This is a genomic window from Variovorax sp. YR566 (genome assembly GCF_051992195.1).
Taxonomy (GTDB): Bacteria; Pseudomonadota; Gammaproteobacteria; order Burkholderiales; family Burkholderiaceae_C; genus Variovorax.
The window spans coordinates 3,598,882-3,625,028 of sequence record NZ_CP197092.1; the positions used below are offsets into that span (position 1 = coordinate 3,598,882).

Sequence of the window (26,147 nt, forward strand, 5' to 3'; positions counted from 1 at the left end):
CCTTGCCGGACTTCATCTACCTCGCTTCGCAGAGCCCGCGTCGTGCCCAACTGCTCGGCCAACTCGGCGTGCGCCACGAACAGCTGCTGGCCGATGCCGACGAAGACGCCGAATCGCTCGAAGCCGTGCTGCCCAACGAGGCTCCTGCAACGTATGTGCAGCGCGTCACGGCCCTGAAGCTCGATGCCGCGGTGGCTAGGCTCCGGCGCCGCGGCCTTGCCGACGCGCCGGTGCTCTGCGCCGACACCACAGTCGCACTCGGCCGCACCATCCTCGGCAAGCCCGAAGACGCGGCCGATGCGGCACGCATGCTGCGATTGCTCTCAGGCGCCACGCACCGCGTGCTGACCGCCGTTGCGCTGCAGCATGGCGCACAACGCCACGCCGCGCTCAGCGTGTCGCGCGTGCGCTTCGCCAACATCACAGACGCCCAGATCGCCCGCTATGCGGAAAGCGGCGAGCCGCTGGGCAAGGCCGGGGCCTATGCCATCCAGGGCGCGGCGGCTGCATTCATCGAGCACATCAGCGGGTCCTATTCGGGCATCATGGGCCTCCCCATGTTCGAGACAGCAGGGCTGCTTCGAAACGCCGGTTTCAATACTTGAGAATTCCATGCAAGACATCCTGATCAACTGGTCTCCGCAGGAGACCCGTGTGGCGCTGGTCGAGCACGGCGCGGTGCAAGAGCTGCACGTCGAGCGAACGCTGGAGCGAGGCTTGGTCGGCAACATCTACCTCGGCAAGGTGTCGCGCGTGCTGCCGGGCATGCAGTCGGCCTTCATCGACATCGGCTTGGAGCGCACGGCTTTCCTGCACGTGGCCGACATCGTGGCGCCGTTCACTCCGGGCTCGCGGCCCAGTGCGCCGGCGCCCGAGCGCGACCACCGCAACGGCGGGCCGATGGTGCCCATCGAGAAGCAGGTGTTCGAGGGCCAGTCGCTGCTGGTACAGGTCATCAAGGACCCCATCGGCACCAAGGGCGCGCGGCTGTCCACGCAGATCAGCATTGCCGGGCGGCTGCTGGTGTTCCTGCCGCAGGACAACCACATCGGCGTATCGCAGAAGATCCCGTCGGACCAGCGCGAGTCGCTGCGCAACCGCATGCTGGCGCTGATCGAAGCGGCCGCTGCGGCCGACAGTGGCGGCGTGGTGCCGGCCAACACCGGTGGCTTCATCCTGCGCACCAACGGCGAGGACTCCACCGACCCCGAGCTTGCCGAAGACATTGCCTACCTGCGCAAGACCTGGTCGCGCATCCGTGACGCCTCGATGCGCATGCCACCGATGTCGCTGCTGCACCAGGACCTGAGCCTGCTGCAGCGCGTGCTGCGCGACATGACCAGCGAAGACACGCAGACCATCCGCATCGACTCGCGAGAGCAGTTCGAGGTGCTGCTGAAGTTCGGGCTCGAATTCATGCCCAAGGCGGCGGGCAAGCTGCAGCACTACAAGGGCGAGCGGCCGATCTTCGATTTGTATTCGGTCGACGAGGAAATCGCGAAGGCGCTGGGCCGGCGCGTCGAACTCAAGTCGGGTGGGTATCTGGTGGTCGACCAGACCGAAGCGTTGACCACGGTGGACGTGAACACCGGCGGCTTCGTCGGTGCACGCAACTTCGACGACACCATCTTCAAGACTAACCTCGAAGCGGCACAGGCCATTGCGCGACAGCTGCGGCTGCGCAACCTGGGCGGGATCATCATCGTCGACTTCATCGACATGGGTCGCGACGACCACCGCGAACAGGTGCTGGCGGAGTTCCGCAAGCAACTGGCGCGCGACCGCGTGAAGACCACGGCCGGCGGTTTCTCGCAGCTCGGGCTGGTCGAGATGACGCGCAAGCGCACCCGCGAATCGCTGGCGCACATGCTGTGCGAGCCCTGTGCGGCCTGCGGCGGCCAGGGCATCGTGAAGACCGCGCGCAGCGTGGCCTACGACGTGATGCGAGAGATATTGCGCGAGGCGCGGCAATTCACGCCGCGCGAGTTCCGCATCGTGTCGTCGCCGCAGGTGATCGAGCTGTTCCTCGACGAGGAGAGCCAGCACCTGGCGGGGCTGAGCGACTTCATCGGCAAGCCGATTTCGCTGCAGTCCGAGCCCGCGATCGGGCAGGGACAGTACGACATCGTGCTGCTTTAAGGCCTAAAGCGTCGGGTCTTGCCCCGGCGGGGCGCTGCGCACCGCCAGTGTCTGCAGCCGCGCGTAGAGGCCGTCCAGCGCCATGAGCTGCTCGTGGCTGCCTTGCTCGGCGATACGGCCTTGCTCCATCACGATGATCCGGTCGGCATGCTGGATGGTCGACAGGCGGTGGGCGACGATCAGCGTGGTGCGGTTCTGCATCAGCCGCTGCAGGGCGTCCTGCACCAGCCGTTCGGATTCGGTGTCGAGCGCCGAGGTAGCCTCGTCGAGCAGCAGCACGGGCGCATTCTTGTAGAGCGCGCGGGCAATGGCGAGGCGCTGGCGCTGGCCGCCTGAAAGCTGCGTGGCGTTGTGGCCCAGCACCGTGTCGAGGCCCTGGGGCAGGCTTTCGACGTGCGCGCTCAGGTTGGCCGCCTCGATGCACTGCAGCACGCGCTCGCGGTCGATCTCGGCGCCCAGCGCCACGTTGGCCGCCAGCGTCTCGTTGAGCATCACTACGTCCTGGCTCACCATGGCGAACTGGGCGCGCAGGCTTTTCAATTGCCATTCGCTGGTGTCGTGTCCGTCGAGCAGCACCTGCCCGCCGCTGGGCTGCACGAAGCGCGGCAGCAGGTTGACCAGCGTGGTCTTGCCCGAACCCGAAGGGCCGACGAAGGCCACCACCTGGCCGGGTTCGATGGTCAGGCTCACGCCGTCGAGCGCACGCTGTTCGTCTTCGCCGCGGTAGCTGACCTGCACGTTGCGCAGTTCGATGCGTCCTTCGGCATGTTCGACCTGGAATGCGCCCTGCGACTCCGGGGCCACGTCGTCGATCAGGATCAGCCCACGCTCCAGCGCAGCGAGGCCGCGCGTGATCGGGCCGGCAACTTCGGCGAGGCGCCGGATCGGCGCGATCAGCATCAGCATGGCCGTGATGTAGGCGACGAAACCGCCCACCGTGAAGCCCTGCTTGCCGCTTTGCCACAGCGCGATCATCACCACGATCGACAGTGCGAGCGAAGCCATCATCTGCGTGAGCGGCGTGGTGGCAGCCTGGGCGATGGTCGACTTCACGGCCAGCCGGTTCAGGCGCTGGCTCAGTTGCTCGAAGCGGCGGCCCTGCGCGTCTTCCGCACCGTGCAGCCGCACCACTCGGTGGGCGAGCACGTTTTCCTCGACCACGTAGGCCAGCTCGTCGGTGGCCTGCTGGCCCTGCTGGGTCAGGCGGTAAAGCCGCTTGGAGAACACCTTCATGATCCAGGAGATGCTGGGCACCAGGAAGGCGACGATGAGGGTGAGCTTCCAGTTCAGGTAGACCAGATAGCCCAGCAGCGCGATCAGTGTGAAGCCGTCGCGCGAGAGTCCGAGGATCGCTTGCACCAGAAGCATCGCGCCGGTCTGCACTTCGTAGACCACCGTGTTCGAAAGGGTGCTGGCCGACTGCCGGGCGAACAGCGCGAGTTCGGCGCCGAGCAGCCGCTCGAACAGCACCCGCCGCAGCTTCTGCATGCCTTCGTTGGCGATGCGCGACAGCGCGTACTGGGAGATGAACTGGGCGATGCCGCGCACCGCAAACAGCAGCAGCACGGCGGCGGGCACGAACCACAAGGGCATCTCGCCGCGCGTGAAGCCCCGGTCGAGCAGGGGCTTCAGCAGGGCGGCCATCAGCGGCTCGGTGATTGCTGCCAGCATCGCTCCGCTCAGTCCAAGGGCCCACCATTGGCGGGAGCCGCCAAACCAGGTCATGAGTCGCGCCATACGGCGCATCAGGGGAGGGCGTACGTTCTCGCCGCCGGGGGGTGCTTGCATGGCGGCGGATTCTACGGGGGCCCTCATTCAGGGCCTTCCGCAGGTGCTTCTGTAGGACCGCGCCGCCGGATAAACGTTTTGTGACGGCGGCTTCAAGCCAGTGTGTAACATGTGGCCCGTTACAGCCGGGGAGAACTTTTTACCCGGAAACCTCTCCGAACCGCATGAACAAGCCGTTGCCAACTCTAATTCCAACTCCTTCTTCATCGTTATTTGCACGCCGCACGCTCATCGCGGCTCTCGCTGCCACTCCCATGCTTCCTGCACTGGCCCAGTTCCGGGTCGAGGTGTCGGGCGTCGGGCTCACGCAGCTGCCGATTGCGCTCGTTCCTTTCAAGGGCCAGGAAGGCTCGCCCCAGAAGATCTCGGACATCGTCCAGGCCGACCTGGAACGCAGTGGCCAGTTCCGCGGCGTTGACGCTTCGGGCCAGGCGCTGGACGAGGCCTCGCGCCCCGACCTGTCGCTGTGGCGCCAGCGCACGGCCGATTCGCTCGTGGTGGGCAGCGTCAACCGGCTGGCCGACGGCCGCTTCGACGTGCGCTTCCGCCTGTGGGACGTGGTGAAGGGGCAGGACCTGGGTGGCCTGAGCTACACCGTTCCTCAAGGTGACCTGCGCCTTGCCTCGCACCGCATTGCCGACTACGTGTACGAGAAGCTGACCGGCGAAAAGGGCATCTTCTCGACCCGCATCGCCTACGTCACCAAGGGCGGCAGCCGCTACTCGCTATGGGTGGCCGATGCCGACGGCGAGAACGCCCAGGCCGCGCTCGCCAGCCCCGAACCCATCATCTCGCCCTGCTGGTCGTCCAACGGGCAACAGCTGGCGTATGTGTCCTTCGAGTCGCGCAAGCCAGTCGTGTACGTGCACAACGTGGCCACCGGTCAGCGCCGGCTGCTTGCGAACTTCAAGGGTTCCAATAGCGCGCCGGCCTGGGCGCCAGACGGCAATTCGCTTGCCGTCACGCTCAGCCGCGATGGCGGCTCGCAGCTGTTCTCCATTCCGGCCAGCGGCGGCGAACCGCGCCGCCTGACGCAAAGCTCCAGCATCGACACCGAGCCGGTGTACTCGGCCGACGGCGGCACCATCTATTTCGTGAGCGACCGCGGCGGTGCGCCCCAGATCTACAAGATGAGCGCCGGCGGCGGCAATCCGACGCGGGTGACCTTCAGCGGCACCTACAACATTTCTCCGTCTGTCAGCGGCGATGGCCGGTGGTTGGCCTACATCTCCCGAGTGGGCGGTGCCTTCAAACTCCATGTGATGGAGTTGGCAACCGGCAACGTCAGCGCAATCACCGACACCTCCGCGGACGAAAGTCCAAGTTTTGCCCCGAACAGCAAGCTGATCGTCTATGCAACGCAATTGCAGGGCCGCGAAGCCCTGATGACGACCACGCTCGATGGAAAAATAAAGGCACGACTGGCGGGACAGGCGGGAGACATCAGGGAACCGGACTGGGGTCCGTTTCAAAAGCAATGACCAAGGTTTATTTGAGGAGTTTGAAAATATGTTGAAACGTACGATTTATTCGCTGGCCATCGTGGCTCTCATCGCCGGTTGCTCGTCGGGCACCAAGCTCAACGAAACGCCGGTGACCGACCGTTCCGGCACGGTCGGTGGCCAGCAAGGCGCCAGCACCGTGGCACCTGTCACCATCGATCCGACCGCGGGCACCGCGCAAGGTCCGATTGGCGTCGAGCGCATCGTGTATTTCGACTACGACAGCTACACGGTCAAGCCCGAGTTCCAGTCGCTGATCGACGGCCACGCCAGGTTCCTCAAGGCCAACCCGCAACGCCGCGTCTCGATCGAAGGCCACACCGACGAACGTGGCGGCCGCGAGTACAACCTTGCACTCGGCCAGAAGCGTTCCGAAGCCGTGCGCCGCGCGCTGACCTTGCTGGGCGTGAGCGACAGCCAGATCGAAGCCGTGAGCTTCGGCAAGGAAAAGCCTGCCGTCACGGGCTCGGGTGAAGAAGTGTGGGCGCAGAACCGCCGCGCCGAAATCCGCTACACCCGGTGATGCCACGCGCCATGCTGCGAGGCGCGGCGCTGGCTGCCGCCTTGCTCTGCGTCTCGATGGGGTCGCAGGCTGCACTGTTCGAGGATGACGAGGCTCGCCGCGCCATCCTCGACTTGCGCCAGCGCGTCGAGGCCATGCGCCAGCAGACCGACCAGCGGCTGACCGACGAGAACGGCCAGCTGCGCCGCAGCCTGCTCGACCTGCAGAACCAGATCGAGCAGATGCGTGGCGACCTGGCGCGCATGACCGGCCAGAACGAGCAGCTCACCCGCACGGTGAGCGAGATGCAGTCGCGCCAGACCACCATCGACGACAAGCTCAAGCAGAGCGAGCCTTCGAAGGTGTCGGTGGACGGCCGCGAGTTCACCGCCGATCCCAAGGAAAAGGCCGACTTCGACGCTGCCCTCGGCGTGTTCCGCTCGGGCCAGTTCGCGCAGGCGCAGACCGCGTTTGCCGAGTTCGTCAAGCGCTACCCGCAAAGCGGCTACAACGCCTCGGCGCTGTTCTGGCTCGGCAATGCGCAGTACGCCACGCGTAACTACAACGAGGCCATCGCGAACTTCCGCTCCATGCTCTCGCTCGCGCCCGACCATGCCAAGGCCCCTGAGGCCGTGCTGTCGATCGCGAACTGCCAGATCGAGCTGAAGGACACGCGCGCCGCGCGCCGCACGCTGGAAGACCTGACCAAGGCCTATCCGCAGTCCGAAGCCGCACAGGCCGGCCGCGAGCGCCTCTCGCGCCTGCGCTGATGCCGGCGGAGCTTTCCGCTTGAGCGCCATCATCGCTGCCGCGTTCACCACTCCTCCTGCCGCCGCGGATGTCGTCACCGACACCGCGGCGCCTGACTTTGCGCGCCGCTTCGGCGGGCTCGAGCGGCTGTATGGCGTGGCCGGTGCCGCGCGCATCCGCAACGCGCACGTGCTGGTCGTCGGCATCGGCGGTGTGGGCTCGTGGGCGGTCGAGGCGCTGGCGCGCAGCGGGGTGGGGCGGCTGACCATGATCGACCTCGACCATGTGTCGGAGTCGAACATCAACCGCCAGATCCACGCGCTCGACGCGACCGTGGGACAGGCCAAGGTCGAAGCCATGCGCGACCGCATCGCGCAGATCAACCCCGAGTGCAAGGTGCAGGCGATCGACGAGTTCGTCGAGCCCGGCAACTGGCTCTCGCTGCTCGACGCGGCACAGGCTGCGAACGGGCCGGCAACGGCCGTCATCGATGCCTGCGACCAGGTGAAGGCCAAGGTGGCCATGGCGGCATGGGCGCGTGCATCGTCGCGCACGGCGTTCGTCACGGTGGGCGCGGCGGGCGGCAAGCGGCAGGCGCACAAGGTCGACATCGACGATCTATCGCTCGTCACGCACGACCCGCTGCTTGCGCAGTTGCGTCAGCGCCTGCGCAAGGAGCATGGCGCCCCGCGTGAAGGCCGCAAGATCGGCGTTGCCTGCGTCTTCAGCCGCGAAAGCGTGGCGCCGCCGGATGCGTCGTGCGCAATCGAAGGCGACGGTTCGCTCAACTGCCACGGCTACGGATCGGTGGTCAGCGTGACGGCAACCTTCGGTCAATGCGCTGCAGGTTGGGTGCTCGACAAAATCGCGTCAAACGTCGCGCTATAATCTTTGGCTTTGCCGGATTCGACGTCGGCAAGAGCAAGAATAAAAAAGGTTTGGGACGTTAGCTCAGTTGGTAGAGCAGCGGACTTTTAATCCGTTGGTCACTGGTTCGAATCCAGTACGTCCTACCAAACTTTCAGGAATCCCCGCCTGCCTTGTGCATGCGGGGATTTTTTCTGCGCGCGATCAAGCCAGACCGTTCAGGTGCTCATAGAGGATCAACACGCCGATCCCGATCAGCACGAGGCTGCCGATGATCTCCGCACGCTTGCCGAGCACCGCGCCCAATACGCGCCCCACCATCACGCCGATGGGTCTGCTACGATTTCCGTCCCGGGAAAACAGCCTCCCGGTCTGCAAAGTAAGACGGTGTCCCGTCCAAGCGCTGGCGACTCATAACGGAGCTATCCGTGGACACCGTACTGCCTGACTCCTCTCCCGCGCATTCCGCGCCAATCCAGCCCGTCTCCTTTGCTGAAGCATTCCGCTTCTGGCTCAAGCTCGGCTTCATCAGCTTCGGCGGTCCTGCCGGGCAGATCGCGATCATGCACACCGAGCTGGTTGAGCGCCGGCGCTGGATCAGCGAGAAGCGCTTTCTGCACGCGCTCAACTACTGCATGCTGCTGCCCGGGCCGGAGGCCCAGCAGCTGGCCACCTACATCGGCTGGCTGATGCACCGCACCTGGGGCGGCATCGTCGCCGGCGCGCTGTTCGTGCTGCCGTCGCTGTTCATCCTGATCGCGCTGTCCTGGATCTACATGGCCTACGGCAATGTGCCCGCGGTGGCCGGCATCTTCTACGGCATCAAGCCGGCCGTCACTGCGCTGGTGCTGCACGCGGCCCATCGCATCGGCACGCGTGCGCTGAAGAATCGGTGGATGTGGGGCATTGCGGGCGCGGCCTTCGTGGCCATCTTCGCCTTCGACACACCGTTCCCGGCGATCGTGATCGGGGCCGCGCTGATCGGCCATTTCGGGGCGCGCTGGGCGCCGGGCGTGTTCGCGCTGGGCGGTGGCCATGGCGGCGCCAATCAGGGCTACGGACCGGCGCTGATCGACGACGACACGCCGACCCCCGCGCATGCCCGCTTCACGCGCGGCCGCCTTGCCAAGGTGTTGGCAGTGGGACTCGGCCTGTGGGCCCTGGCGATGGGCGTGCTCGTGGCCACGCAGGGCTGGCAGAGCGCGCTGGTGCAGATGGGCTGGTTCTTCACCAAGGCCGCGCTGCTGACCTTTGGCGGTGCCTACGCCGTTCTACCTTATGTGTACCAGGGGGCGGTCGAGCATTACCACTGGCTCAACGGCACGCAGATGATCGACGGCCTGGCGCTCGGCGAGACCACACCTGGGCCGCTGATCATGGTGGTGGCCTTCGTCGGCTTCGTGGGCGGCTGGCTGCAGCAGGTCGCGGGGCCGGGCGCCTTGTTCGTCGGCGGGGCGTTGGCGGCCACGGTGGTGACCTTCTTCACCTTCCTGCCGTCGTTCGTTTTCATCCTCGCGGGCGGGCCGCTGATCGAGGCCACGCACGGCAAGCTCGGGTTCACCGCGCCGCTGTCGGCCGTTACGGCAGCGGTGGTCGGCGTGATCCTGAATCTCGCGCTGTTCTTCGCGTACCACGTGCTGTGGCCGCAGGGTTTCGGTGGGCGCTTCGACGCGCTGTCCGCGGTCATCGCGGTGGCTGCGGCCGTGGCGCTCTTTCGCTTCAAGGTCGGCGTGATGCCGCTGCTCGGCGCCTGCGCGGCCGTCGGGCTGCTGGCGACCCTGGTGCCCGGGCTGCGCTGAGGAGCTGCGCGCGGCCGGCTGGTCTATGCGCTTCATCGAGCCCGAGGGTTCTTCTTCAGTGCGGATGCGCGTGGTGCGCGTCCGGCACGTGCGCATGCGTGTGGTGCAGCGGCGTGTGGTGGTGCGGGTGGCTGTGCTCGCCTACCGGCATCGGGTCGTGCGTATGGTCGTGATGCCCGTCGTCGTGCCGGTGCGCGTGTTCGTGGTCGAGCGGCTCGTGGTCGTGTGCATGGCCGTGGGATTCGGCCAGGTGCAAGGCAACGCCTGCAAGCATCAGCAAGCCGCCGGTTGCCATGCCCCAGCTCAAGGCACGGTCCCCCAGCGCGATGGCGACCACTGCGCCGATGAACGGTGCGAAGGCGAACACCGAGCCCGTGCGCGCCGCGCCGAAGGCACGTTGCGCCAGCAGGTAGAGCCGCAGGCTGAGCCCGTAGCCGCTGGCACCGATGGCGAGCAGTGCCAGGGCCGCGGTCCAGCCGGGCAGCGGTTCGCCGGTCGCAATTGCGAGCAGGGCGGTCGCGCCCGCGCCCAGCAGCGACTTGCCTAGCACCACCTGGCCGGGATCGCGCTCGGCCAGCGCGCGCGACAGGGTGTTGTCGATGCCCCAGGCAGCCGTGGCAGCCAGCACCGCGAGCAGGCCCAGCAGCTGCACGCCGCCGCTCAGGCCCCGGTCGATCACCAGCACCATGCCGCCCGCGAGCAGCAACAGCATCGCGCTCCACACCCGGCGGTCCATCACTTCGCGGTAGAGCGTGCGCGCCAGCACTGCGGTGAACAGCGCTTCGAGCGCGAGCATGAGCGAGGCGCTGGTGCCGCTGGTGTGCTGCAGGCCCCAGGCGAGCGCCACGGGGCCGATGACGGCGCCGAACAGTGCCATCAACGACAGCCGCTTCAGGTCGGCGCGGCGCAGCGCTGCTTCGCGTTCCACCGGCTGGCGCAGCCAGGCGCCCATGAACGCGGCGCCGGCGTAGAGCAGGGCAGCAGTGGTGAAGGCGCCGAGTTCCGCACCCGCGCGCTGGACCAACGGCGTGCTGATGCCGAAGAGTGCCGCGGCCGCGAGGGCCAGCAGGCCGCCGCGCAATGCCGGGAGATGGAAGAGGGGCACGTCTTCAGTCCTTCAAGAGCCGTTGCTGCAATTCTGAAACGAAAAAGCCCGCTGCTTTCACGGCAGCGGGCTCGACCGGTGCGACCTGGCCCGAAGGCTCAGGCCTCCGGCGCCACCGCCCCCGGCAACGCCGGCTGTTCCGGCGGGCTCTCCGCGCTTTCTTCCTTCTGATGCCGCGCCGCAATGAACAGGTACATCGCAGGCACGACAAACAAGGTGAACAGCGTGCCGATCGACAGCCCGCTGAAGATCACGATGCCCATCGCCTTGCGCCCGGCCGCGCCGGCGCCCGAGGCAATGACCAGCGGCAGCACGCCGAACACCATTGCCGCGGTGGTCATCAGGATCGGGCGCAGCCGCGTGCCGGCCGCCTCGACGATGGCGTCGAGCTTGCTCAGCCCCTGCTTCTGCAGCCGGTTCGCCACTTCGACGATCAGGATGCCGTGCTTGCTGATCAGCCCCATCAGCGTGACCAGCCCCACCTGCGTGTAGATGTTCATCGAGGCAAAGCCCCAGAAGATGAAGATCATGGCGCCGAAGAGGGCCAGCGGCACCGACACCAGGATGACCACCGGGTCGCGGAAGCTCTCGAACTGCGCCGCCAGCGCCAGGAACACGATGATCAGCGCGAACAGGAAGGTGATGGCGAAGTTGCCCGACTCCTGCACGAACTGGCGCGACTGGCCCGAGTAGTCGACGGTGTAGCCGCTGGGCGCCAGCTGCTGCACCACGCCGCGCAGGTACTCCAGCGTTTCGCCCTGCGTGCCGCTGGGCACGCCCTGGATGGTCACGGAGTTGAGCTGCTGGAAGTGGTTCACCGTCTCGGGCTGCACCGTGTACTTCAGGCTAGCGACCGTGCTTGCTGGCACCACGCCGTTCGGGGTCTTGATGTAGAAGTTGAGCACGTCAGAGGGGTTGAGCCGGTCGACCTGCTGCACCTGCGGGATCACCTTGTACGAGCGGCCCGAGATCGAGAAGTAGTTGACATACCCGCCGCCCAGCGCCGCGCCCATCGCGTTGCCCACGTCCTGCTGCGTGATGCCCAGCGTGGCGATCTTGTCGCGGTCGACCACCACGGTGGCCTGCGGCAGGTCGATCTTCAGGTCGGCATCGATGTAGTAGAACTTTCCGTCCGCGCGCGCCTTGTCCATGATCTGCTGCGCGAGCGTGTTCAGGTTCTCGAAGGGCTCGGTCGTCTTGATGACGAACTGCACCGGCAGGCCCGAGGCACCCGGCAGCGCCGGGAACTGGAAGGCCACGACCTTCGCGCCCGCAATGCCGTTCCAGCGGTTCTGCAGATCGGCCTGGATCTCGTGCGCGCTGCGCGTGCGCTGGTCCCAGGGCTTGAGCAGCACGCCGGCAATGCCCGCGTTGGTGCTCGGCACGCCGGTCAGCTGGAACAGCTGCGCGTATTCGGGCGTGTCGTGCGCAACCTTGAAGATCTGGTCCGCATAGGTCTGCATCTGGTTGATGGTGGCCGTGGGGGCGCCCACCACCTGCGACAGCACGATGCCCTGGTCTTCCTCGGGCGCAAGCTCCGACTTCGACATCTTGAACATCACGAACAGCAGCGCCACGAGGATGGCGCCCATCACGATCATCACCGGCCAGGTCTTCAGCACGCCGCGCAATATCAGCTGGTAACGGCGGTGCACGCGTTCGAAGGTGTGCTCGATGAAAGTCGCGAACTTGCCGGTGTCCTGCTCGGGCTTGAAGAAGCGCGAGCACATCATCGGCGACAGCGTGAGCGCGACCACGCCCGACACCACCACCGAGCCCGCGAGCGTGAACGCGAATTCGGTGAACAGCGATCCGGTCAGCCCGCCCTGGAAACCGATGGGCACGTACACCGCAACCAGCACCACCGTCATGGCAAGAATGGGCCCGCCCAGTTCACGTGCCGCGAGCAGCGAAGCCTGCATCGGCGACTTGCCCTCCCGCATGTGCCGGTCGACGTTCTCCACCACGATGATCGCGTCGTCCACCACCAGCCCGATCGCCAGCACCAGCGCCAGCAGCGTGAGCAGGTTGATGGAGTAGCCAAGCACCAGCATCACGAAGAAAGTGCCGATCAGCGACAGCGGCATGGCAATCACCGGCACCACCACCGCGCGGAAGCTGCCCAGGAAGAGATAGATCACCACCGTCACGATGATCAGCGCCTCGACCAGCGTCTTGATCACTTCGCTGATGGAGGTGTTGATGAAGTCGGTCGAGTCGTAGACGATCTTTCCGGTCAGGCCCGTGGGCAACTGGGCCTGCAGGTCGGGGAACACGGTGCGAACCTGTTTGGCCACTTCGAGGATGTTGGCCTCGGGCGCGACCTTGATGCCGATGAACACCGAGCGCACGCCGTTGAAGGCCACGTTGAAGTCGTAGTTCTCAGAGCCGAGCGTGACATTGGCCACGTCCTGCAGCCGCACGATGGCGCCGTTGCTGCTCTTCACAGAGAGCTGCTTGAACTCGTCCACGCTGTGCAGCGAAGTGCCGGCCGTGAGCGGCACGCTCACCATCTGGCCCTTGCTGGTGCCCACGGCCGCCAGGTAGTTGTTGGCGGCGAGCGCGGTGCTCACGTCGGTGGCGGTCACGCCGTAGGCGGCCATCTTCTGCGCGTCGAGCCAGGCCCGCAGCGCGAAGGTGCGCGCACCGAGGATTTCGGCGGTCTGCACGCCCGCAATGGCGTTGAGCTTGGGCTGCACCACGCGCACCAGGAAGTCGGTCACGTTGTTGTTGGGCAGCGTGTCGCTGTAGAAGCCGATGTACATGGCATCGGTGGTCTGGCCCGTGGCCACCGTGAGCACCGGCTGCTGCGCCTGCGGCGGCAGCTGGTTGCGCACGGAATTGACCTGCGTGTTGATCTCGGTCAGCGCGCGGTTCGAGTCGTAGTTCAGCCGCAGCGTGGCGGTGATGGTCGACACGCCCAGGCTGCTCGACGACGACAGGTAGTCGATGCCCTGCGCCTGCGACACGGCGGCTTCGAGTGGCTGCGTGATGAAGCCCGCGACCGTGGCCGCGTCGGCGCCGTAGTAGGCGGTGCTGATGGTGACCACGCCGTTCTCGGTCTTCGGATACTGGTTGACCGGCAGGCCGGCCAGTGCGCGCAGCCCCAGCACCACGATCAGCAGGCTCACCACCATCGCCAGCACGGGCCGGCGGATGAAGATGTCGGTGAAGTTCATGCGGGCTGCCTCACTTTTCCTGCGGCGTCGGCGCCGCGTCGTTGGTGGGCTGCACGCTGTTGTCCACCGTCACGGGCGAGCCGTTCTTCAGCTTGTTCTGCCCGCTGCTCACCACCACCTGGCCGGCTTTCAGCCCCTTGACGATGGAGATCTGGTCGCCGCGCGTCGGACCGGTCTCGATGAAGACCTGCTCGGCGACGAGCTGCGGTTTGCCCGACGGGTTGGCCGCGGGGGCTGGCGTACCTGCAGCACCGGCAGCACCAGCAGAACCAGCCTTTGGCGGCTCGGCTTCCTTCACCACGTACACCGTGGAGCCGTACGGGTTGTAGGTGACGGCGGTGGAGGGCAGCGTCAGCTGTTCCTGCACGCCGCCAATGTCGATCTTCACGTTCGCGAACATGCCGGGCAGCAGCAGCAGCTTGGGGTTCGACACCGTGGCCTCGACCTGCACGTTGCGCGTGGCGGAGTCCACCTTCGGGCTGATCGCGTTGATCTTGCCGGTGAAGCTCTGGCCCGGGAAGGTGTCGACAGTCAGGTTTACCACCTGGCCTACCGCGAGGCCCGCGAGCTGCTGCTGCGGCAGCGAGAAGTCGGCGTATATCGGGTCCAGCGTCTGCAGCGTCACGAGCTTGTCGCCCGCGTTCACGTACTGGCCCGGGTTCAGCGCGGTGATGCCGAGGCGACCCGAGAAGGGCGCGCGGATCGACTTCTTCGCCACCACGGCCGCCTGTTGCTCGACCTGTGCGCGCTTGGCTTTCAGGTCGTTGGTGTCGGCGTCGATCTGCGCCTGGCTCACGGCCTGCACAGCCAGCTGCGCCTGGTCGCGCTTGAGCACGGTGGCGGCCTGCGCGGCGGCGGCTTCGGCCGAATGCAGCAGGGCGATGTCGGAGTCGGCGTTGAGCTCGACCAGCAGCGCGCCGGCCTTCACGTCCTGGCCCGACTTGAAGTGCACCGTGCGCACCAGGCCCGCCACTTCGGTGCTGAGGTCGGCGCCGCGCACCGGGTTCAGCGTGCCGACCGCGGTGAACTGCGTCTGCCACTGCAGCTTCTGCACCTGGGCCGTCGACACCGTCTGCGGCGCCGGCTTGGGCACGGCCGCGATCAGCGCGCGGATCTGCAGGAACTTGCCGAGCGCGAGCGCGGCGACCAGCAGCAGCACGCAGCCGATCATGATGATCATTCTCCGGGTCATAGGTAGGCTTTTCTTCGTGTTATTTGATGGAGGTGTTCGGTCAGTTCTGTGCGGCGGGCTGCGCCGCAGGTTGCTGCCCCGGTGCGATCACCGCATCGGCCAGCGCGCCACGGTTCCACCAGCCGCCGCCGAGCGCCTGGAAGAGGGCGGCGGTGTCGGCATAGCGCGCGGCCTGCGCCTGCACCAGCGCCGTGTGCGTCTGCAGCCAGGCCTGCTGCGCGGTCAGCAGCGTGACGTAACTCACCGCGCCGGCACGGAACTGCGCGGTCGACAGGTCGAGCGACTGCCTTGCAAGAGATTCGGCCGTGGCCTGGGTCTGCAGGGCGTTGGCGTCGAGTTCCAGTGCGCGCAAGGCATCGGCCACGTTCTGGAAGGCGCCGAGCACGGTGTTGCGGTACTGCGCCGCCGCCGAGTCGTAGGCCGCGACTGCCGCGCGCTGCTGCGCGCGCAGGGCCCCTCCGTTGAAGATCGGCTGCGTGAGCCCGGCGCCAATGCTCCACAGGGTGGTCGGGCCGGTAAACAGGTCGCGCGCCCGCAAGGCGCTGTTGCCGTAGCTGGCGCTCAGCTGGATCTGCGGATAGAGGTTGGCGGTGGCCACTCCGACTGCCGCGCTGGCCTGGTGCAGTTGAGCCTCGCTGGCACGCACGTCGGGGCGCTGGCGCGCTAGTTCGGAGGGCAGTGAAAGTGGCAACGCCTGCGGCAGCGAGAGGCTTGCCAGGTCGAACTCGGGCAGGCCCGCTTCGGACGGCAGCCGGCCCGCGAATACCGCGAGCTGGTGGCGCGTCTGCGCGAGCGATTTCTCGATGGGCGGCACTGTGGCTTCGGTCTGCGCGACCTGCGTGCGCTGCTGCAGCACGATCGACTTCGCGATCGCGCCGGTGTCGAACTGCTTTTCGATCACGTTCAGCTGCTCGCGCTGCGCCTGCAGCACCTCGCGCACAGCCTGCAGCTGCGCGCGCAGCGAGGCTTCGCGGATGGCGGTGGTGACAAGGTTCGAGGTCAGCGTGAGGTAGACCGCCTCGACCTGGTAGCGCTGCGCTTCCACCGCGGCCCGTTCGCCTTCGATCTGCCGGCGCGAGCCGCCGAACACATCGAGGTTGTAGCTGACGTTGACCGAGGCGTTGTACAGCGTGAGCAACTGGCCGCCCGGCACCTGCGTGCTGACTTCGGATGCGCGCTCGCGCTGCACGCCGAGCTGTCCAGTGACCTGCGGCCACAGCAGGTTGCCCGACTTGGCGTCGTACGTGGCTTCGGCCTGGCGCAATGCGGCCTGCGCAGAAGCCAGCGTGGGGCTTTGCGCGAGCGAGGCGCGGATCAGCTGGTCGAGCGGCTCCGAGTGAAACACGTCCCACCACTGCGCGGGAATGTCACGGCCCGGCAGCAGTTCCTGGGCCTGGCCGGCCGGCACGTTGGCCTGTGCGGTGCGCGCGGGCATAGGCGCGGGCGTGTAGTCGGCGCCGCTGGCGGCGGCCGGCAGGTCGGGCGTCTTGAAGTCGGGGCCGACCGCACAGGCGCTCAACAGCAGCAGGACGGCACCGAGCACGGCACCCTGGGCAGGCCGCCCCATTCGCCGGCGCGCGGAAGCCGCGCGCGGAGAACTGGGGGGACCCTCCAACGCATTGTTTTCTTGATTTGGCATGGGGCAGCGGTTGTACACCCGGAACGCCCGGGATACCTGACTTTCGTGCAGTGTCGTGGCCGCCACCCCACGCCGCGAGGACGATGCGACGAAGTTGGTATTACAAGGCGCGAAATGCACAAACGCGACGCGAAGCGCGCAGCCTAGGGGCGAGCAGCAAGCCCAAAAAAAAGCCCGCACGAGGCGGGCTTGAAGGTGACCTGCTGGAGGAGGGAGGATCAGAGGATGCAGGCCACAGGGAGAGACATGAATATCGCCTGTGAACCTGCACGCAACCTGACCTCGCTGGAATCTTGTTCCAGGCTCATTCCTCGCTAATTTTTGGACCGTCTGCGCTCAGTCTTCGTCTTCCCATTTGCCGACGATGGTGCCCAGCACGGTGAAGGCCTCGCGCACTGGCTCGTGCTTCGGATTCAGCGGCAGTAGCCAGCGTCGGCCGTCGTCTTCCTTGTAGACCTTGAACGTGACTTCGCCGCTGTCCTCGAGCTTCGCGATGATGCGTTCGCCGTCCTCGGGCTTCCTCAGCGACGTATCGACGAACACGATCGACTCTGCGGGATAGCTCTTCAGGTGGCCGCTGGACGCCGTCATGCTGTCGCCGCGCACGCGCAGGGCGTAGCTCTGGAGGCTGTGGTGGGCGATGCAGGGAATCCAGCGCTCGGCACGCGGCTGTTGCGAGACTTCGTGGCTGTCCCAGTTGGCGGCATCCGCCCAGGAAATAAGGGGCACGGTGCCGGGCGTGCGGGGCGAGAACGACGGAATCAACGGCGCTATGTGCGTCACCCGGTAGGGGCCCGGCGGCTCGTTGGCCTTGTCGCGGGCCTGGCGGATCTGGTCTTCGTCCCAGGGGGCGGGGCCGTCGCCGGTGTCGAGCCAGTGCGGGTCGGCGCGGTAGGCGCGCGCCAGCGCGAGCACGCTCATCGACCGGCTGACGTCCCCCCGCTCGATCTTGGAAATGCTGGACTGTTTGACGCCGGAAGCCGCTTCGGCCTGCTTCTGCGTCATCTTGGCGAATTTGCGCGCAGCCAATGCGCGTGTGGCAATGCTCTCCATCGGTTGGGGATTTAAGCCCAAACGAATATTCTTCCCAAACTCTAGAATATTAAAAAAAGGGAGTAATGCCATGAAGCCACGCGAGTTGGTGCTGGCGCTGAGGGCCATGGGGCTCACGCAGAAGCAGATCGAACAGAGAACCGGAATTCCGCAGCCAACGGTCAGCAAGATCGGCCTGGGGAGGGTGGGCGACGTCATGTCGCGCCACTACCTCGCGCTGCTGGCGGCCTACGAGCAGCGGATGAAAGAAGAAGCGCTCAAGCCCGCGCCGCAGGGCTTTCGCCAGCCATCGATCAATGAATGAATAGGCTGTGCGCCGCAGACGATTGCCGTCGGGCCTGTGGCTCGACCGCGCGCTGTGCGTGCTGCTGGCGCTGCTGTCCCTGGCGGGGCTGGTCGTCGGGCTGATCGCGGCGCACCCGGCCATCGCTGGCGGCGGCTGCTTCGGGCTGGTCTGCGCGGCGTGGGCGGCGCAGGTGCTGTTCGACCGCGAGGCGCTCAGGCGCTCGCGTGCGGTTCGGGCGGCGCGAGAGCGAGGGTGGAGCTGACGCGCACGCAGTCCTTGATGTGCTGCTCGCCGAGCGCCCGCAGCGCCGCATAGCCGAGCGCGGCCGACACGATCTGCCCGGCAATGGGCACGTACTTGGTCGCCTGCTTGGCGGTGAGGCGCACGCCCGCGTGCTTTGCAAGCCGGATCAGCAGGTCGCGCGTGACGAGCCGCCCGACCAGCAGGGCGCCGACCGTGGTCGCGGCCTTCTGGATGCGCTCGCGTTGGTGCGGCGCGAGCTTTTCGACCTGGGTGACCGAGAGGCCGAATTCCGCGCTGATCTGCGGCACCAGCCGCGAGAGCAGCGCGGCGTCGGCCATCCAGTCGATGCCGGGCAGGGGAACGGCGCTGGCCGCGGCCGCCATCAGCGCCTTGCGGGTGATGAGGCGGCGGCTGCGGTGCACGGCGGCGATGAGTTTTTCGTCACCCCGGGCCAGTTCGATTGCAGACGGCATCCAGCGGCTCCCTTGTTGTCGGCTTCCAGGCTCAGGCCGCGAGCGCTTCCAGCTGGTCCGACAGGGCCAGCCAGCGCTCTTCGAGGCGGCCGATTTCATCGTTGAGCGCCTTCAGCCGCTTGCCGGCTTCGGCGATCTCGGCGGAAGGCAGCGGTTGCGCCAGGCGCGCCTCGAGCGCGGTGCGCTCGGTGCCGGCTGCAGCCAGGCGTTCGTCGATCTGGGCGATCTCGCGCTTGATCGGCTTGGCCTGGTCGCTGCGCTGCTGACGCTCCTGGGCGTCCTGCTTACGCTGCTGCGGGGCGGCGGGCGCGGCCACCGGCGGTGCAGCAGCGGCCGCAGCCGCCGCGCTGACGGCCTCGCGCACGGCCACCTTGGCCTCTTCGCGCAGGCGCTTGGCTTCGTCGAGCAGGTAGCGCTGGTAGTCGTCCAGGTCGCCGTCGAAGTCGCCGACCACGCCGCGGCCGACCAACCAGAACTCGTCGCACACCGAGCGCAGCAGCGCACGGTCGTGGCTCACCAGCATCAGCGTGCCCTCGAACTCGTTGAGCGCCACGGCCAGGGCTTCGCGGGTGGCGAGGTCCAGGTGGTTGGTGGGCTCGTCGAGCAGCAGCAGGTTGGGGCGCTGCCACACCATCATTGCCAGCACGAGGCGGGCTTTTTCGCCGCCGCTCATGGTGCCCACGGCTTGCTTGACCATGTCGCCGCTGAAGTTGAAGCTGCCGAGGAAGCCGCGCAGCGCCTGCTCGCCAGTGGCTTCCTTCACGCTGCTGCCGAGTTCGCGCGCCATGCGCACCATGTGTTCGAGCGGGGTGTCTTGCGGGCGCAGCACGTCGAGTTCCTGTTGCGCGAAGTAGCCGATGTTCAGGCCCTTGCCCTCGGTCACCTGGCCGGCCAGCGCGCCCATTTCGCGCGCGATGGTCTTCACCAGCGTCGACTTGCCCTGGCCGTTGGCGCCCAGGATGCCGATGCGCTGCCCCGCCAGCACCGAACGGCTGACGCCGCGCAGGATGGTTTTCGGCTCTTCGTTCTCGATCTCGTAGCCGAAGCTCGCGTTGCTGATCGACAGCATCGGGTTGGGAATGTTGCCCGGCTCCTTGAACTCGAAGGTGAAGTCTGCCTCGGCCAGCAGCGGCGCCACGCGCTCCATGCGTTCCAGCGCCTTGACCCGGCTTTGCGCCTGCTTGGCCTTGCTGGCCTTGGCCTTGAAGCGGTCGATGAATTTCTGCAGGTGGGCGATCTTGTCCTGCTGCTTGCTGAAGGCAACCTGCTGCTGCTCCATCTGCAGCGCGCGCATGTCCTCGAACTTGCTGTAGTTGCCGCCGTAGCGCGTGAGCTGGGCGTTGGCGATGTGCAGGGTGACGTCGGTCACGGCATCGAGAAACTCGCGGTCGTGGCTGATGACGATCATGGTGCCCGGGTACTTCTGCAGCCAGGCTTCGAGCCAGACGAGCGCGTCCAGGTCCAGGTGGTTGGTGGGTTCGTCGAGCAGCAGCAGGTCGCTCGGGCACATCAGCGCGCGGGCCAGCTGCAGGCGCATGCGCCAGCCGCCGGAGAAGCTGTTGACGGGCTCGTCGAGCTCGTGCGACTTGAAGCCCAGCCCCAGGATGAGCGCCTGTGCGCGCGGCACGGCGTCGTGCTCGCCGGCGTCGGCCAGGTCGGTGTAGGCGTGGGCCAGCTCCATGCCGATGTCGGCGTCGTCGGGGTTCTCGGTGTAGGCGGCCTCGATGGCGGCCAGCGACTCGCGCAGCTCTGTCAGGCGGGTGTCGCCGCCCACCACGAAGTCGGTTGCCGACTCTTCGGTTTCGGGCATGTTCTGCGCCACCTGGGCCATGCGCCAGTGCTTGGGCACCGAGAAATCGCCGCCGTCTTCGTGCAGCGTGCCGTTGAGCAGGGCGAACAGGGTCGACTTGCCGGCGCCGTTGCGCCCCACCAGGCCGACCTTTTCGCCGGGGTTGAGGGTGACGGTGGCGCCGTCGAGCAGAACCTTGGCGCTGCGGCGAAGAATGACGTTTTTGAGAGTGATCATGAAAGAGGAACCGTAGGGGCGATTATCCCGCCCGTCCTTTGCGGCCCGGCGAAAGGGGGCAAAAGCGCAGGGGAAAGGCGCGGCAGGCGCGGGGAATGGCCCGGTGAATGGGGTTTCGCGGCCAATGGCTGCGAGAAAACGGCTGAAGGGGGCTTGGGGCGGGCGCCGCTAACGCACGCCAGCGCCGGCCACCAGGGCGTCACGCGTGACAAGCAAGACCTGGTCCTCGCCCGCCGAGGTTTCGAGCCAGACGACTTCGAGCTGCGGGAAGGCGGCTTCGAAATAGTCGCGCTCGTTGCCGATTTCCAGCACCAGCACGGCCTGTTCGCTCATGCGCGAGGGCGCGTCGGCGAACAGCTGGCGCACGAAATCCATTCCGTCGGCGCCGCCGGCCAGCGCAAGCTCAGGCTCGGCGCGGTATTCGGCGGGCAGGGCGGCCATGCTGGCGCTGTTCACGTAGGGCGGGTTGCACAGCACGAGGTCGTACGGGCCGGGCAGGTTCTTCAGCCCGTCCGATTCGATCAGCGTGACGCGGGCGTCCAGCTGGTGGCGGGTGACGTTGATTGCGGCCACTTCAAGTGCCTCGACCGACAGGTCGGCTGCGTCCACCGTCACGTCCGGGTAAGTCAGCGCCGCGAGCACCGCGAGGCTGCCGTTGCCGGTGCACAGGTCGAGCACGCGCTGCGTGTGTTCGCCCAGCCAGTAGTCGATGCTGCCGTCGGCGATCAGCTCGGCGATGAAGCTGCGCGGCACGATGGCGCGCTCGTCCACATAGAAGGGCACGCCCTGCAGCCACGCTTCCTTGGTGAGGTAGGCGGCAGGCTTGCGCGTGGTGATGCGCTCGTCGATGAGTGTGGTGACCTTGCCGGCGTCCGCGGGCGACACGGGCCTGTCGGCCACGCTGTCGATGTCGTCCAGCGGCAGCTTCAGGCGCCACAGCACGAGCCATGCGGCTTCGTCGAAGGCGTTGGCGGTGCCATGGCCGAAGGCCACGCCGGCCTCTTCAAGTCGCTTTGCGCCCGACTCGATCAGTTCGATGACGGTGCTCATGCAGCAAGCGCAGCGTCGAGCCGCTTCAGCGTACGCACGTAGATGTTCTTCAGCGTCTCGATCTCGGCCACGTCGATGTGCTCGTCGATCTTGTGGATGCTGGCGTTCACCGGGCCCAGCTCGACCACCTGCTTGCAGATCTTGGCGATGAAGCGAGCGTCGCTGGTGCCGCCGCTGGTCGACAGCTCGGTCTCGATGCCGGTCTCGTCGCGGATGGCGCCCTGCACGGCCGTGACCAGTTCGCCCGGCGTGGTCAGGAAGGGCAGGCCGCCGATGGTCCAGGCCAGCGTGTAGTCGACCTTGTGCGCGTCGAGCACGGCGTGCACGCGCTGCTGCAGCGACTCGGGCGTGGATTCGGTCGAGAAGCGGAAGTTGAAGTCGATCACCGCGCTGCCCGGAATCACATTGCTCGCGCCCGTGCCCGAATGGAAATTGCTGATCTGCCAGCTGGTCGGCTGGAAATAGGGGTTGCTTGCGGTGTCCCAGCCGCCGGCGGCGTTGATGGCCACCAGTTCGGCCAGTGCGGGCGCCACCGAATGGACTGGGTTCTTCGCCAGGTGCGGATAGGCGATGTGCCCTTGTACGCCCTTGACCGTGAGCTTGCCGCTCATGGTGCCGCGACGGCCGTTCTTGATCATGTCGCCGCAGCGCTCCACGGCAGTGGGTTCGCCGACGATGCAGTAGTCGATGACCTCGCCTCGAGCGGCCAGCGCATTGCAGACGATGACGGTGCCGTCGACGCCCGGGCCTTCTTCATCGCTGGTGAGCAGCAGCGCCAGCGTGAGCTTCGACTCGGGCACGGCCTGCAGGAATTCCTCGATCGAGGTCACGAAGGCCGCCACCGAGGTCTTCATGTCGCAGGCGCCGCGGCCGTAGAGCTTGCCGTCGCGGTGCGTGGGCGTGAAGGGGTGGCTGGTCCATTGCTCGACGGGGCCGGTGGGCACCACGTCGGTGTGGCCGGCGAACACGAGCGTCTTGGTCGCGACCGCGTTCGCGGGGCGGCGCACCGCCCACAGGTTGGTCACGCGGAAGTCGGCCGGGCCGCTTTCGATGGTTTCCAGCGTGAAGCCCAGTTGCGCCAGCCGCTCGCCGAGGATCTGTTGGCAGCCCGCATCGTCGGGGGTGACGGAGGGGCGCGAGATGAGTTGTTCGGCGAGCTGGAGCGTACGGGACATCGGGAAAAGGCTTGGTTCAGAACTTCACGTCGAGCGTGATGTCGGTGAAGGTGGGTTCGTCGACCTGGTCGGTCAGATTGCGGTCGTCGACCTGTGGCTTGGGCGCGGCGCGGTTCTGCAGGCGCCACATCAGGTTGGTGGGCGAGTCGGCTTGCGACAGGCCTTCTTCGCGTGTGACGCGCTCTTCGGTGATGAGGCGGGCGATGTCTTCCTCGAAGGTCTGCGAGCCTTCGGCCATCGACTTTTCCATCGCTTCTTTCACCGCGGAGAAGTCGCCCTTTTCGATCAGCTCGGCCACCAGCGCGGTGTTGAGCATGACTTCGAGCGCCGGCACGCGGCCGCCGGCCGGCGTGCGCAGCAGGCGCTGCGAGACGATGGCGCGCAGCGCGCCGCCCAGGTCGCCCAGCAGCGTGGGCCGCACCTCGACCGGGAAGAAGCTCAGGATACGGTTCAGCGCGCGGTAGCTGTTGTTGGCGTGCAGCGTGGCCACGCACAGGTGGCCCGACTGCGCGTACGCGATGGCGGCGGTCATGGTGTCGCGGTCGCGGATTTCGCCGATCTGGATCACGTCGGGCGCCTGGCGCAGCGCGTTCTTCAGCGCCGTCTGCAGCGAGGTGGTGTCGCTGCCCACATCGCGCTGGTTCACCACCGACTTCTTGTTGGTGTAGGTGAACTCGATCGGCTCCTCGACCGTGAGGATGTGGCCGCTGGCGTGCTCGTTGCGGTAGTCGAGCATCGAGGCCAGCGTGGTGGTCTTGCCCGCGCCGGTGGCGCCGACCATCAGGATCAGCCCGCGCTTTTCCATGATCAGCGTCTTCAGGATGTCGGGCAGGTTCAGATCGGCAAAGCTCGGGATGTCGGCGGCAATGTGCCGCACCACCACCGCGTAGGTGCCGCGCTGGCGCATGGCGCTCACGCGGTAGTTGCCGGCGCCTTCGAGGGCGACGGCCATGTTGAGTTCGCCCGTGCTTTCCAGCTCCTGGATGCGGGCGGCGGGCACCACTTCGGACAGCAGCGCGAGCGGTGCGGTCGCAGGCAGCACCTGCGCGTTGATGGGCACGCAGATGCCGTTGATTCGGATCAGCACCGGGGAGTGGGCCGAGAGGTAGATGTCGGAGGCCTTGCGCTCGGCCATCAAACGAAGAATTCGCTCCATCATGTTCATCGGTCTCTCTCCTCGGGTGCTGTTGTTTTCTCTAAGGGGAAAAGGGTTCGGCCTTGAAGGAGCCGATCAGTCGCGCAGCAGGTCGTTCAGCGAAGTGGTGGAACGCGTCTTGGCGTCGACCTTCTTCACGATGATGGCTGCGTACATGCTGTAGCGGCCGTTGTCCTTGGGCAGGCTGCCTGCCACGACGACCGAGCCGGCGGGCACGCGGCCGAAATGGGTTTCGCCGGTGGCGCGGTCGTAAATGGGGGTGCTCTGGCCGATGAACACGCCCATCGACAGCACCGAGTTTTCTTCGACCACCACGCCTTCGACCACTTCCGAGCGGGCGCCGATGAAGCAGTTGTCTTCGATGATGGTGGGGCCGGCCTGCAGCGGCTCGAGCACGCCGCCGATGCCGACGCCGCCCGACAGGTGCACGTTGGCGCCAATTTGTGCGCACGAACCCACGGTGGCCCAGGTGTCGACCATGGTGCCTTCGCCCACGTAGGCGCCGATGTTCACGTACGAGGGCATCAGGATCGCGCCCTTGGCGATGAAGCTGCCGCGGCGGGCCACGGCCGGCGGCACGATGCGCACGCCCGATTCCTTCAGCTCACCGGCCGACAGGTGCGAGAACTTGGTGGGCACCTTGTCGTAGAAGCCGAGCGAGCCGGCCTGCATCTGCTCGTTGTCCTTCAGGCGGAACGACAGCAGCACGGCCTTCTTGATCCACTGGTGCACGGTCCACTGGCCGACGGCTTCGCGGGTTGCCACGCGCAGCTTGCCGTTGTTGAGCTCGGTGATGACGTGCTCGACGGCGTCGCGCACTTCGGCCGACGAGGCGGTGGGCGAGATGTTGGCGCGGTCGTCCCACGCGGCGTCGATGATTTGTTGCAGTTGCTGGGTCATTGAGAAGGTCTCGGGTGAAAAATCGGGGCAGGAAAGCGGGTCAGCGGCGGGCGTCCTTGCAGAAGCGGACGATGCGCTCGGCGGCCTCCACGCATTCGGCTGTTTCGGCCACCAGTGCCATGCGGATGCGGCCGCGGCCCGGGTTGGCGCTGTGCGCGGTCTCGCGCGCGAGATAGCTCCCCGGCAGAACCGTCACATTGTATTGAGCGTAGAGCGCGCGGGCGAAGGCTTCGTCGTCGCCAGCCCACACTTCGGGCACGCCGGCCCAGAGGTAGAAACTGGCGTCGGGCAGCCGCACGTCGAGCACGGGTTCGAGCAGCGGCGTGACGGCCGCGAACTTGGCGCGGTACTGGGCGCGGTTGTCGACCACATGCGACTCGTCGCCCCAGGCCGCGATGCTGGCTGCGGCCACGGTGCCGCTCATGGCGCTGCCGTGGTAGGTGCGATAGAGCAGAAACTTCTTGATGATGGCCGCGTCGCCCGCCACGAAACCGCTGCGCAGGCCGGGCACGTTGCTGCGCTTGGACAGCGAGGTCAGCGCAATCAGGTTGCGGAAGTCGGGCCGGCCGAGCTTCACCGAGGCTTCGAGGCCGCTGAGCGGGGGCTCGTCGCGGAAGTAGATCTCGCTGTAGCACTCGTCGGCGGCGATCACGAAGCCGTGGCGGTCAGACAGGGCGAAGAGCTTCTTCCACTCGTCCAGCGACATCACCGCGCCCGTCGGGTTGCCCGGCGAGCAGACGAACACCAGCTGCGTGCGGGCCCAGACGGCCTCGGGCACGCTGTCCCAGTCGACTGCGAAATTGCGCGCGGGCACGCTGGCCGCGTAGTACGGCTCGGCTCCCGAGAGCAGGGCCGCGCCCTCGTAGATTTGATAGAACGGGTTGGGCGACATCACCACCGGCTGCGGCGAAACGGTGGGGTCGACCACGGTCTGCGCCAGCGAGAACAGGGCTTCGCGCGAACCATTGACGGGCAGTACCTGGGTGGCCGGGTCGAGGGCGAGGCTGTAGCGGGTTTTCAGCCAGTCGGTGAAGGCGGTGCGCAGCGCCAGGTCGCCGGCGGTGGCGGGGTAGGCGGCCAGCGCGCCGAGGCTGGCGCTCAGGGCGTCCTTGATGAAGCCCGGCGTGGCGTGCTTGGGTTCGCCGATGCCCAGGCTGATGGCCGGGAACTCGGGGTTGGGCGTGACGCCCGCGAACAGTTGCTTCAGCCGTTCGAAGGGATAGGGTTGCAACCGGGAAAGCAGGGGATTCATGCCCGGGATTATCGGTGACAGGTGTTACCGCTCCTGCCGAAGCGGCTACTGGCAGCCATGACGGCTGGCAG

The 26,147-nt window shown here is 66.9% G+C and carries 22 protein-coding genes, 1 tRNA gene and 1 pseudogene; 10 read left to right on the forward strand and 14 right to left on the reverse strand.

Annotated features, from left to right (window positions below; translation table 11 throughout):
• Positions 1-2: 2 nt before the first annotated feature.
• The gene (locus tag ACTG4X_RS16845) at positions 3-605 is read left to right on the forward strand and encodes a Maf family protein (RefSeq protein ID WP_440534343.1); all 603 of its coding nucleotides are present in this window, start codon (positions 3-5) and stop codon (positions 603-605) included.
• A 7-nt stretch (positions 606-612) separates the two neighbouring features.
• Positions 613-2,139, forward strand: a complete 1,527-nt coding sequence (gene rng / locus ACTG4X_RS16850; protein WP_093054667.1) for a ribonuclease G — start codon at positions 613-615, stop codon at positions 2,137-2,139.
• A 3-nt stretch (positions 2,140-2,142) separates the two neighbouring features.
• On the opposite strand, the gene msbA is transcribed toward rng, so the two are convergent.
• The gene (gene msbA, locus ACTG4X_RS16855; RefSeq protein WP_440534344.1) at positions 2,143-3,927 is read right to left on the reverse strand and encodes a lipid A export permease/ATP-binding protein MsbA; all 1,785 of its coding nucleotides are present in this window, start codon (positions 3,925-3,927) and stop codon (positions 2,143-2,145) included.
• A 254-nt stretch (positions 3,928-4,181) separates the two neighbouring features.
• On the opposite strand from msbA, the gene tolB reads away from it, so the two are divergent.
• From tolB to ACTG4X_RS16880, 5 genes are all read left to right on the forward strand, one after another.
• A complete protein-coding gene (gene tolB, locus ACTG4X_RS16860) occupies positions 4,182-5,408 on the forward strand; it encodes a Tol-Pal system beta propeller repeat protein TolB (RefSeq protein WP_218132221.1) in 1,227 nt (408 codons plus the stop codon).
• Between the two features lie 28 nt (positions 5,409-5,436).
• Positions 5,437-5,952 (forward strand): peptidoglycan-associated lipoprotein Pal, encoded by a 516-nt coding sequence (gene pal / locus ACTG4X_RS16865; RefSeq protein WP_440534345.1) that lies wholly within the window; start codon positions 5,437-5,439, stop codon positions 5,950-5,952.
• A complete protein-coding gene (gene ybgF, locus ACTG4X_RS16870) occupies positions 5,952-6,701 on the forward strand; it encodes a tol-pal system protein YbgF (RefSeq protein WP_093054675.1) in 750 nt (249 codons plus the stop codon). Before pal ends, ybgF begins: the two co-directional genes overlap by 1 nt.
• A gap of 19 nt (positions 6,702-6,720) precedes the next feature.
• Complete coding sequence (locus ACTG4X_RS16875) at positions 6,721-7,569, forward strand: tRNA threonylcarbamoyladenosine dehydratase (RefSeq protein WP_093074640.1); 849 nt, start codon at positions 6,721-6,723, stop codon at positions 7,567-7,569.
• Positions 7,570-7,621: 52 nt separating this feature from the next.
• A tRNA-Lys gene (locus ACTG4X_RS16880) sits at positions 7,622-7,697 on the forward strand.
• A 55-nt stretch (positions 7,698-7,752) separates the two neighbouring features.
• On the opposite strand, the pseudogene ACTG4X_RS16885 reads toward ACTG4X_RS16880, so the two are convergent.
• Positions 7,753-7,878, reverse strand: a pseudogene (locus ACTG4X_RS16885) (manganese efflux pump); the annotation flags it as partial.
• 98 nt (positions 7,879-7,976) lie between these two features.
• On the opposite strand from ACTG4X_RS16885, the gene chrA reads away from it, so the two are divergent.
• Entirely contained in the window at positions 7,977-9,347 is a 1,371-nt protein-coding gene (gene chrA, locus ACTG4X_RS16890; RefSeq protein WP_093173908.1) for a chromate efflux transporter, read from the forward strand.
• 55 nt (positions 9,348-9,402) lie between these two features.
• Here chrA and ACTG4X_RS16895 read toward each other — a convergent pair whose 3' ends face one another.
• The 5 genes from ACTG4X_RS16895 to ACTG4X_RS16915 all read right to left on the reverse strand — a co-directional run bounded on the left by ACTG4X_RS16895 (position 9,403) and on the right by ACTG4X_RS16915 (position 17,515).
• Positions 9,403-10,452, reverse strand: a complete 1,050-nt coding sequence (locus ACTG4X_RS16895) for a DMT family transporter (RefSeq protein WP_440534346.1) — start codon at positions 10,450-10,452, stop codon at positions 9,403-9,405.
• A 98-nt stretch (positions 10,453-10,550) separates the two neighbouring features.
• Positions 10,551-13,631, reverse strand: a complete 3,081-nt coding sequence (locus ACTG4X_RS16900; RefSeq protein ID WP_093173904.1) for an efflux RND transporter permease subunit — start codon at positions 13,629-13,631, stop codon at positions 10,551-10,553.
• A 10-nt stretch (positions 13,632-13,641) separates the two neighbouring features.
• Positions 13,642-14,811 (reverse strand): efflux RND transporter periplasmic adaptor subunit, encoded by a 1,170-nt coding sequence (locus tag ACTG4X_RS16905; protein ID WP_440534347.1) that lies wholly within the window; start codon positions 14,809-14,811, stop codon positions 13,642-13,644.
• 52 nt (positions 14,812-14,863) lie between these two features.
• On the reverse strand, positions 14,864-16,366 hold the full coding sequence (locus ACTG4X_RS16910) for an efflux transporter outer membrane subunit (protein ID WP_093074628.1): 1,503 nt from the start codon (positions 16,364-16,366) through the stop codon (positions 14,864-14,866).
• A 432-nt stretch (positions 16,367-16,798) separates the two neighbouring features.
• The gene (locus ACTG4X_RS16915; RefSeq protein WP_440534348.1) at positions 16,799-17,515 is read right to left on the reverse strand and encodes a helix-turn-helix domain-containing protein; all 717 of its coding nucleotides are present in this window, start codon (positions 17,513-17,515) and stop codon (positions 16,799-16,801) included.
• Between the two features lie 70 nt (positions 17,516-17,585).
• On the opposite strand from ACTG4X_RS16915, the gene ACTG4X_RS16920 reads away from it, so the two are divergent.
• A complete protein-coding gene (locus ACTG4X_RS16920; RefSeq protein WP_093054689.1) occupies positions 17,586-17,819 on the forward strand; it encodes a transcriptional regulator in 234 nt (77 codons plus the stop codon).
• Between the two features lie 7 nt (positions 17,820-17,826).
• The gene (locus ACTG4X_RS16925) at positions 17,827-18,063 is read left to right on the forward strand and encodes a hypothetical protein (RefSeq protein WP_143042582.1); all 237 of its coding nucleotides are present in this window, start codon (positions 17,827-17,829) and stop codon (positions 18,061-18,063) included.
• On the opposite strand, the gene ACTG4X_RS16930 is transcribed toward ACTG4X_RS16925, so the two are convergent.
• The 7 genes from ACTG4X_RS16930 to dapC form a co-directional block, all read right to left on the reverse strand.
• The gene (locus tag ACTG4X_RS16930; RefSeq protein WP_093054693.1) at positions 18,014-18,517 is read right to left on the reverse strand and encodes a hypothetical protein; all 504 of its coding nucleotides are present in this window, start codon (positions 18,515-18,517) and stop codon (positions 18,014-18,016) included. The genes ACTG4X_RS16925 and ACTG4X_RS16930 overlap by 50 nt on opposite strands.
• Positions 18,518-18,548: 31 nt before the next feature.
• Positions 18,549-20,543 carry an ABC-F family ATP-binding cassette domain-containing protein gene (locus tag ACTG4X_RS16935; RefSeq protein WP_093054695.1) on the reverse strand — a complete coding sequence of 665 codons (1,995 nt, stop codon included), beginning with the start codon at positions 20,541-20,543 and terminating at the stop codon, positions 18,549-18,551.
• A gap of 168 nt (positions 20,544-20,711) precedes the next feature.
• Positions 20,712-21,593 (reverse strand): 50S ribosomal protein L3 N(5)-glutamine methyltransferase, encoded by an 882-nt coding sequence (prmB, locus tag ACTG4X_RS16940; RefSeq protein WP_440534349.1) that lies wholly within the window; start codon positions 21,591-21,593, stop codon positions 20,712-20,714.
• Entirely contained in the window at positions 21,590-22,768 is a 1,179-nt protein-coding gene (gene dapE / locus ACTG4X_RS16945; protein WP_440534350.1) for a succinyl-diaminopimelate desuccinylase, read from the reverse strand. Before dapE ends, prmB begins: the two co-directional genes overlap by 4 nt.
• Positions 22,769-22,784: 16 nt before the next feature.
• Entirely contained in the window at positions 22,785-23,933 is a 1,149-nt protein-coding gene (locus ACTG4X_RS16950) for a PilT/PilU family type 4a pilus ATPase (RefSeq protein WP_093054701.1), read from the reverse strand.
• 66 nt (positions 23,934-23,999) lie between these two features.
• On the reverse strand, positions 24,000-24,824 hold the full coding sequence (gene dapD / locus ACTG4X_RS16955; protein WP_093054703.1) for a 2,3,4,5-tetrahydropyridine-2,6-dicarboxylate N-succinyltransferase: 825 nt from the start codon (positions 24,822-24,824) through the stop codon (positions 24,000-24,002).
• A gap of 40 nt (positions 24,825-24,864) precedes the next feature.
• A complete protein-coding gene (gene dapC / locus ACTG4X_RS16960; protein ID WP_307614095.1) occupies positions 24,865-26,076 on the reverse strand; it encodes a succinyldiaminopimelate transaminase in 1,212 nt (403 codons plus the stop codon).
• Between the last annotated feature and the right edge of the window lie 71 nt (positions 26,077-26,147).